This is a genomic window from Brachyspira catarrhinii (assembly GCF_005518285.1).
Taxonomy (GTDB): Bacteria; Spirochaetota; Brachyspiria; order Brachyspirales; family Brachyspiraceae; genus Brachyspira; species Brachyspira catarrhinii.
Genome location: NZ_SJDU01000282.1, coordinates 1 through 3084 on the forward strand (window position 1 = coordinate 1; position 3084 = coordinate 3084).

Annotated in this window: 3 protein-coding genes; all 3 read left to right on the forward strand. The window is 31.5% G+C overall.

Annotated elements, in window-relative coordinates; all coding sequences use genetic code 11:
* Positions 1–205: 205 nt before the first annotated feature.
* The 3 genes from EZH24_RS09385 (at position 206) to EZH24_RS09395 (ending at position 2994) form a co-directional block, all read left to right on the forward strand.
* Complete coding sequence (locus EZH24_RS09385) at positions 206–622, forward strand: cyclophilin-like fold protein (RefSeq protein WP_137998895.1); 417 nt, start codon at positions 206–208, stop codon at positions 620–622.
* A 113-nt stretch (positions 623–735) separates the two neighbouring features.
* The gene (locus EZH24_RS09390; RefSeq protein WP_137998896.1) at positions 736–1701 is read left to right on the forward strand and encodes an aldo/keto reductase; all 966 of its coding nucleotides are present in this window, start codon (positions 736–738) and stop codon (positions 1699–1701) included.
* Between the two features lie 120 nt (positions 1702–1821).
* Positions 1822–2994, forward strand: coding sequence for an iron-containing alcohol dehydrogenase (locus EZH24_RS09395; RefSeq protein ID WP_137998897.1), 1173 nt, complete (start codon positions 1822–1824; stop codon positions 2992–2994).
* Positions 2995–3084: the final 90 nt, after the last annotated feature.

Genomic DNA, 3084 nt, shown 5'->3' on the forward strand with positions numbered 1-3084 from the left:
GTAGTTTTATTCATATTTTGACAATTCATGCCAATTTCTCCCAACAAATTATTTTATTTATTAAAAATTATACAATATTTAAAAAAATATGTCAATAGTTTAATCATACTTTTAAAGCATAGTTCCCCATACCTAAAAAGTATTTGACTAAAAAAATATTCAAATTAAAATTAATTCCATAAATAATTAATTTTAAGGAATAAAAATGAAATATATATTTATTATGATTTTTACATTATTTTTTATGAACGATAATACATTTGGAGAGAATATGCAAGAGATTATATTAAAAATTAAAAATAAAGAATACGAAGCGGTTTTATACGATAACTCTACTGCGAGGGAATTAATAAAAAATTTTCCAATTAGCATAACTATGAGCGATTTGCATGAAAACGAAAAATATTATAATTTTTCTAAAAGATTTCCAATTTCAAGCGAAAATGTGGGGAATGTTAAGAAAGGCGATATAATGCTTTTTGGAGATAATTGTTTGGTAATATTTTATAAAAGTTTTTCAACTCATTATAGATATACGAAATTAGGATATATTAAGAATTTTGAAGATTTAGAAAATTCTCTCGGCAAAGGAGATGTTAATATAAACTTTGTTTTAAAATAATAATATAGAAAAAATTAACAATTACATATTGACTCTGGAGTTAGCTCCAATGTTATAATAGTAATATAAAATAAAAAAATTAAATTAATACCAAACGGCAAAGGAGATTATAAATGAAAACAAGAAAATTAAGAAATTTAGAAGTTTCGGCAATCGGTTTGGGTTGCATGGGAATGAGTTTTGGAAAAGACAAAAAAGAAATGATAAATTTAATACATGAAGCGATTGATTTGGGAATCAATTTTTTCGATACCGCCGAATTTTACGGACCTTTTACCAACGAAGAATTATTAGGCGAGGCTATAAAAGATTATAAAGATAAAGTCGTTATCGCCACAAAATTTGGTTTAGAACCCGATAAACAAACATTGACGCCAAATTCAAAACCCGAAACTATAAGAAAGTCAATCGAAGGTTCGCTTAAAAGATTACAAATTGAAGCTATAGATTTATACTATCTTCATAGAGTAGACCCAAATACTCCGATTGAAGAAGTCGCTTCTACTATAAAAGATTTAATGAAAGATGGAAAAGTAAAGCATTGGGGACTTTCGGAAGTTGGCGTAAAAACTATAAAAAAAGCTCATAATATATGCGATTTAACGGCGATTCAGAGCGAATATTCTATGATGTGGCGATTTCCAGAAAAAGATATTATTCATTTGCTTGAAGAATTAAATATCGGTTTCGTTCCGTTTCGTCCTCTTGGGGAAGGTTTTTTAACGGGAAGCATAAATAAAAATACCGAATTCAAAAGCGGAGATTTTAGAAAAATTATTCCAAGATTTAGCAAAGAAAATATCGCTACAAATTACGATTTGGTTAATCTTATAGAAAAAATCGCAAAAGATAAAAACGCCACAATTCCTCAAATCGCTTTGGCTTGGGTATTGGCTCAAAAAAGTTTTATAGTCCCAATTCCAGGAACTACAAAATCGGAAAACTTAAGAGACAATGCAAAAGCTGCGGATATAAAATTAACAGATAACGAAATAGCCGATATGAATTATGCGATTTCTAAAATAAATATTCGAGGCGACAGATATCCCGAAGGTTTTATAGATTTGGTGGATAAATAGAAAATTAATCGAACTAAATCAAATTTTACTATTGACTCTGGAGTTAGCTCCAATGTTATAATATAATAAATAAAAGCGATTAAAAAAATTAAATAAAATAAAAAGCAAAGGAGAAAAAAGATGCTTGGAAATTTCACTTATTGTAATCCGACAAAATTATATTTCGGAAAAGAGGCTCTTAAAGGGCTTAATGAAGAGTTGCCTAAATACGGCAAGAATGTTTTGCTCGTTTACGGCGGAGGCTCTATCAAGAAAAACGGAATCTATGACGAGGTTGTCAAAATTCTTAAAGAGAACGGAAAAGAAGTTTTTGAAGACGCGGGAGTTATGCCAAATCCTACGGTAGAAAAATTGAACGAAGGCGTGGAAAGAGCGAGAAAATCGAAAGCGGATTTTATTTTAGCGGTTGGCGGAGGTTCGGTTTGCGATTACGCGAAAGCGGTTTCCGTTTCGGTAAATTGCAAAGAAGACGCTTGGGAAAAATATTTTATTCGTTTTGAAGATGTCGATAAAGACACAAAAATTATTCCAATCGGTTGCGTTTTGACGATGGTTGGAACGGGAAGCGAAATGAACGGAGGCTCGGTTATTACAAACCATGCTCAAAAATTAAAAATCGGACATGTTTTCGGAGAGGATGTGTTTCCTAAATTTTCGATATTGAATCCCGAATACACTTTCACTTTACCAAAATATCAAATGATTTCTGGAATCTACGATATAATGTCGCATATTTTGGAACAATACTTTTCGGGAACTGACGACAATACTTCCGATTATGTTATGGAAGGACTTTTGAAATCGCTCATTCATAGTGCGGAAATTGCGGCTGAAAATCCAAAAGACTACGAAGCGAGAAGCAATATAATGTGGACTGCAACTTGGGCTTTGAATACATTTGTCGCTAAAGGAAAAAGTCAAGATTGGGAAGTTCACATGCTCGGGCAAAGCGTTGGCGCTCATACTGATGCCACTCACGGAATGACGCTTTCGGCTGTTTCTATGCCTTATTATCGTTTCATTCTTACTTACGGAGTTGAAAAGTTCAAAAGATACGCTATAAATGTTTGGAATGTAAATCCAGAAAATAAATCCGACAAAGAAATAGCGGAAGAAGGTTTGAATAAAATGGAAGCTTGGATGAAAAAAATCGGGCTTGTAATGAATATATCCGAACTTGGCGCAAAAGAAGAAATGCTTGACGGCATGGTTAAAAGCTCTTTAATTATGGAAGGCGGTTATAAAGTTCTTAATAAAGACGATATTAAAGCCATATTGAAAGCGAGTTTTTAATATAAGTTTAAGCTAATTTTTTTAAGACAATAGTTAAAAATTTTTTCATATTTAGTCCTTAAGTTTAAAGGTTGCCCTGTATATTTTATA